7 protein-coding genes are annotated in these 6148 nt (G+C 59.3%); 5 read left to right on the top strand and 2 right to left on the bottom strand.

What is annotated here, in order from left to right:
• Together hcp and H5U02_13305 are read right to left on the bottom strand one after the other, a co-directional pair.
• A partial coding sequence (gene hcp / locus H5U02_13300; GenBank protein MBC7343398.1) for a hydroxylamine reductase occupies positions 1 to 1204 on the bottom strand: 1204 nt, incomplete at its 3' end.
• A 141-nt stretch (positions 1205 to 1345) separates the two neighbouring features.
• Positions 1346 to 1621, bottom strand: coding sequence for a hypothetical protein (locus H5U02_13305; protein ID MBC7343399.1), 276 nt, complete (start codon positions 1619 to 1621; stop codon positions 1346 to 1348).
• Positions 1622 to 1834: 213 nt separating this feature from the next.
• Between H5U02_13305 and H5U02_13310 the strand changes: the two genes are divergently transcribed.
• The 5 genes from H5U02_13310 to H5U02_13330 all read left to right on the top strand — a co-directional run.
• Complete coding sequence (locus H5U02_13310; protein MBC7343400.1) at positions 1835 to 3061, top strand: aminopeptidase P family protein; 1227 nt, start codon at positions 1835 to 1837, stop codon at positions 3059 to 3061.
• Positions 3062 to 3115: 54 nt separating this feature from the next.
• Complete coding sequence (locus tag H5U02_13315; protein ID MBC7343401.1) at positions 3116 to 3652, top strand: PspC domain-containing protein; 537 nt, start codon at positions 3116 to 3118, stop codon at positions 3650 to 3652.
• On the top strand, positions 3649 to 3963 hold the full coding sequence (locus tag H5U02_13320) for a hypothetical protein (protein ID MBC7343402.1): 315 nt from the start codon (positions 3649 to 3651) through the stop codon (positions 3961 to 3963). The genes H5U02_13315 and H5U02_13320 overlap by 4 nt, the downstream gene beginning before the upstream one ends.
• A gap of 249 nt (positions 3964 to 4212) precedes the next feature.
• Positions 4213 to 5718, top strand: a complete 1506-nt coding sequence (locus H5U02_13325; protein MBC7343403.1) for an L-seryl-tRNA(Sec) selenium transferase — start codon at positions 4213 to 4215, stop codon at positions 5716 to 5718.
• A gap of 17 nt (positions 5719 to 5735) precedes the next feature.
• Positions 5736 to 6148: GTP-binding protein (locus tag H5U02_13330; GenBank protein ID MBC7343404.1), on the top strand; the 413-nt coding region annotated here is incomplete at its 3' end.

A 6148-nucleotide genomic window follows, 5' to 3' on the forward strand; every position in this document is an offset into this window, starting at 1 on the left:
CATTGGGGGTCAAGAAGGCTGGCAGGGTGGGGCCGAGGCGGATGTTCTTAACTCCAAGGTGCAACAGGGTAAACAGGATGGCCACCGCTTTCTGCTCGAACCAGGAGAGGATGAGGGATAGCGGCAGCTCATTGACGCCGCACTTGAACGCATCAGCCAACGCCAGCGCCACCTGGATGGCGGAGTAAGCATTGTTGCACTGGCCCATGTCAATGAGTCTGGGGATGCCGTCGATGTCGCCGAGATCCATGTAGTTGAAGCGGAACTTGCCGCAGCCCAGGGTCAGCACCACGCAGTCGGAAGGTATCTTCTCCACTAGCTCGGTGTAGTAGTTGCGGGCGCGCTTGGTGCCGTCGCAGCCGCCCACCAGGAAGAAGTGGCGGATCTTGCCTTCCTTGACGGCGGCGATAATCTTATCGGCCAGGCCTAGCACGGGAATGTGATGGAAGCCGGTAGTTAGGGTGCCGCCTGGCTTATCTTCCAGAGGCGGTAGGGACTTGGCCTTCTCGATTACCGGGGCGAAATTGCGGTCCTTGATGTGGGTGACATCTGGTAGGCCAGCGATGCCACAGGTAAACATGCGATCCCGGTAGGAATCCTTGGGCAACAATACACAGTTGGTGGTGCCAAGGATGGCGCCTGGGAACTGCTCAAACTCAGTTTTTTGGTTCTGCCAGGCTCCGCCATAATGGCCTACCAGATGAGGGAATTCCTTGAGTTTAGGATAAGCGTGAGCCGGCAGCATCTCCCCGTGAGTGTAGACGTTTACGCCGGTGCCTTGGGTCTGCTTCAAGAGCTCGTAGAGATCGAGTAGATCATGGCCGGTGACAACGATGCCCGGGCCGGCCTTGGTACCGGTGGAAACGGCGGTGGGTGCCGGGGTACCAAACCGGTCCACATGCGCCTTGTCCAACATTTCCATAGTCTTGAGGTTCATTTCCCCGCACTTAAGGACCAACTCCACCAAGCGGTTGAGGTCGAAGTCAACGTTGGTCAAGGTGGAGAAGAGAGCTTCCTCCATAAAAGCGTCCACTTCTTCATCGTGGGCACCCAGCTCCCGGGCGTGGAAGGCGTAGGCGGCGACGCCCTTAAGGCCAATCAACAAGGCGTCCTGAAGGCTGGCCACATCCTCATTCTTGCCGCAAACACCGATCTTAGTGCACCCGGTTCCTCCTGCAGTTTGTTCACACTGGTAACAAAACATGACTTAGTTCCCCCTTTTAGTAAGCTTTTTGGAGATACCTATCCCTCTCCGGGCCTAAAAACGGCCTCTTGACTGTCGACTTCATGCTACCATGGCCCAACCCTTCCTGTCTGTGATCTAGATCACACAACCAAGAAAAAATTAGCCGTCGGGTTCACTAGTTTTGGGCGGACCTTCTTGGCCTGGGTTTTGCCCATACCCCTCCAGGCACTTGGAGCCATAGGCGCACCAAGCAGCACAGCCCAAGTCCAAGCGCGGATTGGGGACGGTTTGCTGGCAATGGGGGCAGCGCAGCTTGACTTCATCTTTGAAGAATTCCACCTTTTCCCCGCAATGGGGGCAGGCTACCTCAAATATGTCGCCAGGCTTCCAGTTGCGCATATCCTGCCCCGGACAGCGCCACGCGCCTAAAGACACCACCATCACCTCCTCCCACAAAAGCCTTTACTTCCTGCCCTGACCAATTTTCAAATTGTTAGCTAGGTTGGCTTGCGTATATAATACTACTTTAGCGGAAGCGGTGGAGTGATGAACATCACCATCTCTAGGGAAGGATTTGGCCCTGCTAAAGGGAATTAGATTTTTAAGCGGTCGGACTTGGGTGAATCTGGCTGAGTGGGGGTGCAGGGAATGGAGCGGAATGGTTCCCGGTGGCAGCCGGTGAGGGTTGTGCCTCCAGAGGAGATTGCTTACCGCTTGGGCCGGCTCAAGCAGCAATTGGCAGAGCGGGATTTGGACGCGGCCTTGGTGGTGCAGCGGGTGGACCTGTTTTACTTCACCGGCACGGCCCAGGATGCCCACCTGTACATACCCCGGGAGGGCGAGCCCCTCTTGATGGTGCGCCGGGATGTCAACCGGGCGCTTGCCGAGTCCCCCTTGGCGCAAGACCGCATCATTCCCCTCCAATCCTTGCGCCGACTTCCGGCGATAATCGAGGAGGCAGGTTTGCCTCTACCCCGGCGCCTGGGGGTGGAGATGGATGTACTTCCCGCCAGCCAATTCTTGCGCTACCAGGAAATATTGGCAGCGGAAATGGTGGACATTTCCCCCACCATCCGCCGGTTGCGGGCAGTAAAGTCGCCCCTCGAGATCCGGACTTTGGAGGCGGCTGCCCAAAAGCATGACGCTTTCCTGGCTTATATACCAAAGGTATTGGCGGAGGGCCGGACCGAGGCGGAAGTAGCGGCGGAGCTGGAACGCTTTGCCCGCCAGCAGGGGCACCTAGGACCCATTCGCTTCCGGGCCTTCAACCAGGAGATGTTTCACGGCAGCCTGCTTAGCGGCGATAGCGGGGGCGTCCCTTCCTCTTATGACACCCCTTTGGGCGGACCTGGCCTTTATCCATCCTATCCCCGGGAAATGGGGTACAAGCGGCTTATGCCGGGCGAGCCGATCATGGCTGATTATGTTGGTCACTACGGTGGCTACATGGTGGATGCTAGCCGCGTATATGTACTGGGGGATCCTGGCCGCCTTCCCGAGAAGCTAAAAAAGGCCCACCGCTTGGCGCTGGCCATTGAGGAAGCCGTGATCGCCGCGGCCCGGCCCGGGATTACCGGCGGCGAGCTTTACGATTTGGCTAGGCAAATGGCTTGTGAGGCGGGGCTGGCCGAGCACTTTCAAGGTTATGGTAGCCAGGTACCCTTTGTTGGCCATGGTGTGGGTTTGGAAATCGACGAGCTACCGGTACTGGCGGCAGGCCACCGGGAGCCGCTGGAGGAAGGCATGGTGATTGCCGTGGAACCCAAATTTGTGTTTCCGGGATGGGGGGCAGTTGGCCTGGAGGATACAGGCATAGTCACCAGCCAAGGCCTCAGGCTCTTGACCCAGTTTCCCCGGGAGATCCAGGCAGTATAAGGGAACGTGCGGCCGAGGTGAACTTAAGCTAGGCAACGAAAGGAGCGGCAGAGCATGGAAAGGCTATATCGATCGCGCCGAGAAAGGATCATTGGTGGGGTTTGTGGCGGGCTAGCCGAGTACCTGCGCATCGATCCTACCTTGATTCGGGTAGTTTGGGTAGTGGCGGCCCTAATTTGGGGCGCCGGGTTTTTGGTCTACCTGATTTGTTGGTTAGTGATACCTGAAGCCCCCTCTGGATATCCCGGCCAGGACGGGGGCTTGCCCTGGTCGGAGCCGGGCAAATGGTCCAAGGTGGAAGATCGACCCTTTGGCGGCGAAGCGGCCGAGCCGCCAGCTGAACCACCTCCGGCGGGTGCAGGGGCAAGGCCTACCCCACCGCCGGGCCCCTTCACCGGCCAGGAACCGGCCCAGCCGCCGGGCCGTCTGGCACAAATTGCCGGTGCCTTCTTGATCGGGCTAGGGATCCTCGCCCTCCTGCCGGTGGTGATACCGCTGCCCACATTCACCTGGTCCCGACTTTGGCCGGTACTGGTGGTGGCGCTGGGCATACTATTAATAGTCAGTGGAGTAAGGGAGCGTCAGCCATGAACAATTCTAAGGTCATCTGGGGTCTGGTCCTGGTGGTATTTGGGGCCCTGTTCCTGTTGAACAATTTCAATATCCTGCCCTGGAATTTTTGGTTTCGGTTGAGCCGATTGTGGCCGGTGCTTTTGATCCTAGTCGGCATTGCCATGTTGGTGCGGGACCGGCGGCTAGCTCTAGCCTTGGCCATAGGCGTGGTGGTGTTGGCGCTGGCTTGGGCCATCTGGGGCTATGAACCTCCCATGCGCTATTGGCCGGGCCGCGGCCCATGGTCGCAGATACCAGGCCATGGCGGTCTGGCAGCTTGCTGGATGTAAACCGGGAGTGCCCCATGCGGCCGGCCACACAACCAGGCATGAAAAAGCACGTAGGGGATGCTGGGGCGCTGGTCCGGAAGCGATATTAAGCCGACCCAGCACTCAAGGCCAGGCCTGGCAAAGGTTGTCGCCGAGGTCACGCACGTGTAGGCCCTTTGCAAGTGTAGCGTTGAGTGCTGGGCGCACAGGATTACGCAGCGGAGGAACAGCGCCCCAGCTGGAAATATATGCTTTTCGGAGGAGCTTAAGATGTCCGAGATCGGAGAACAATTGCGCCAGCTGCCGGCGGTCGATCAGGTATTGCAGGCCCGGGCGCTCAGGGAGGCCGGGCCCCATTATCCCCACTCCTTGGTGGTGGAAGCTATCCGCCATAGCTTAGATCAATTGCGGCAGCGGATCCTGGGCGGACAAGAAGTGGCGGCCAGGGAGACGGAACCAGAAGCCGTAGCCCAACGTAGCCTCCGCTACCTGGAGGAAACATTTTCTCTTCACTTCCGGCCCGTGATCAACGCCACCGGCGTGGTGCTACATACCAACCTGGGTCGGGCTCCCCTAAGCCAGGCGGCCCAAGAGGCGGTGCAACGGATCGCCGTCGGTTATTCCAATCTAGAAATGGACCTAGAAACCGGCGAGCGGGGCTCTCGCTACGTGCACGTAGAAGCCTGGCTCAGCCGGCTCACCGGGGCGGAAGCATCCCTGGTGGTCAATAATAATGCTGCGGCTGTGCTTTTAGCCTTAACCGCCTTGGCCCGGGGCCGGGAGGTAATCGTCTCCCGAGGCGAGCTGGTGGAAATCGGCGGCTCCTTCCGGGTGCCGGAGGTGATGGCCCAAAGCGGGACCACCCTGGTGGAAGTGGGCACCACCAATAAGACCTACGCCCGCGATTACGAAAAGGCGATTACCGATAACACCGCTCTGCTTCTCAAGGTCCATCCTTCCAATTTTCGGGTTCAAGGGTTTACCCAAGAGGCCTCATTGGCTGAGCTGGTGGAACTAGGCCGCACTTACCATTTGCCGGTGATGATGGATTTGGGAAGCGGCCTAATGTTGCCCTTGGCCCAGGGGCGCCACCAGGGCGAGCCCATAGTTCCGGAGGTGGTGGCCCAGGGGCCAGACCTAGTGACTTTTTCCGGGGATAAACTGTTGGGCGGCCCTCAGGCGGGGATAATTTTGGGGCGTAAGGAAGTGATAGGCCGGCTTCGCCAGCACCCTCTCACCCGGGCCCTGAGAATTGATAAGCTGACTTTGGCGGCTCTGGAAGCTACCCTGCGGGAATACCTGGACGAAAAGCGCGCCGCCGTGACCATACCTACCTTGCGGATGCTTAATGCCTCGGAAGCCGAGCTTAGGGATCGGGCCGAGAAGCTGCTTAGGTTGGTGCAAGCGGCTTTATCCCGGACAGCTGCTGCCAGGGCCGAGGTGCCGGCTAAGGGAGAGCCCAGGGGAAAGACTTCGGAGCTTGGGCTGTCGGTAATCCGGGTTTCCTCCCGGGCTGGAGGTGGATCCTTGCCGGTTACCGATTTCCCTAGCTTTGCCGTAGCAGTGAGCCTGGGCCCGGCTGGCGATGCCGAAAAGATGGCTCAAGCCTTACGTCGGCGCCAGCCGCCGGTGATTGGCCGCATTCAGGACCGGGCCTTGATTCTCGATGCCCGGACTCTGGCCGACCATGAGCTGCCGGAAGTAGCCCGGGCGGTAGCGGAAGCCTGGCAAACCATCCAGGCTCTGTCGGCCGGAGCCGAGTCTGACAAAGACTGAGAAGGCGGGTGCAAGCGGTGACCAGTAGCCAGGAACAATACATAATTGTCGGCACCGCTGGCCATGTGGATCATGGAAAAACGGTGCTGGTTCGCGCTCTTACGGGAGTGGATACCGACCGGCTTAAGGAAGAGAAGGAGCGCGGCATCTCCATTGAGCTCGGCTTTGCCCCCTTGGTGCTTCCCAGTGGCCGGCGGGTCGGTTTGGTGGATGTGCCCGGCCACGAGCGCTTTATCCGGCATATGCTGGCCGGAGTGGCCGGTATCGATCTGGTGCTAATGGTGGTGGCCGCCGATGAAGGGGTGATGCCGCAAACCCGGGAACATCTGGACATCTTGAACCTGCTTCAGGTCAAACGGGGTCTCGTCGCCATCACCAAGATCGACCTGGTGGATGAGGAGTGGCTAGCCCTGGTCGAAGAGGATGTGCG

Source organism: Clostridia bacterium, assembly GCA_014360065.1.
Classification (GTDB): Bacteria; Bacillota; DSM-521; order Neomoorellales; family JACIYF01; genus JACIYF01.

Excerpts from the sequence above, each read along its gene's own strand:
- H5U02_13315 (MBC7343401.1), top strand. The coding sequence starts at position 3,116 with ATGGAAAGGCTATATCGATCGCGCCGAGAAAGGATCATTGGTGGGGTT.
- H5U02_13310 (MBC7343400.1), top strand. The coding sequence starts at position 1,835 with ATGGAGCGGAATGGTTCCCGGTGGCAGCCGGTGAGGGTTGTGCCTCCA.
- H5U02_13325 (MBC7343403.1), top strand. The coding sequence starts at position 4,213 with ATGTCCGAGATCGGAGAACAATTGCGCCAGCTGCCGGCGGTCGATCAG.
- H5U02_13320 (MBC7343402.1), top strand. The coding sequence starts at position 3,649 with ATGAACAATTCTAAGGTCATCTGGGGTCTGGTCCTGGTGGTATTTGGG.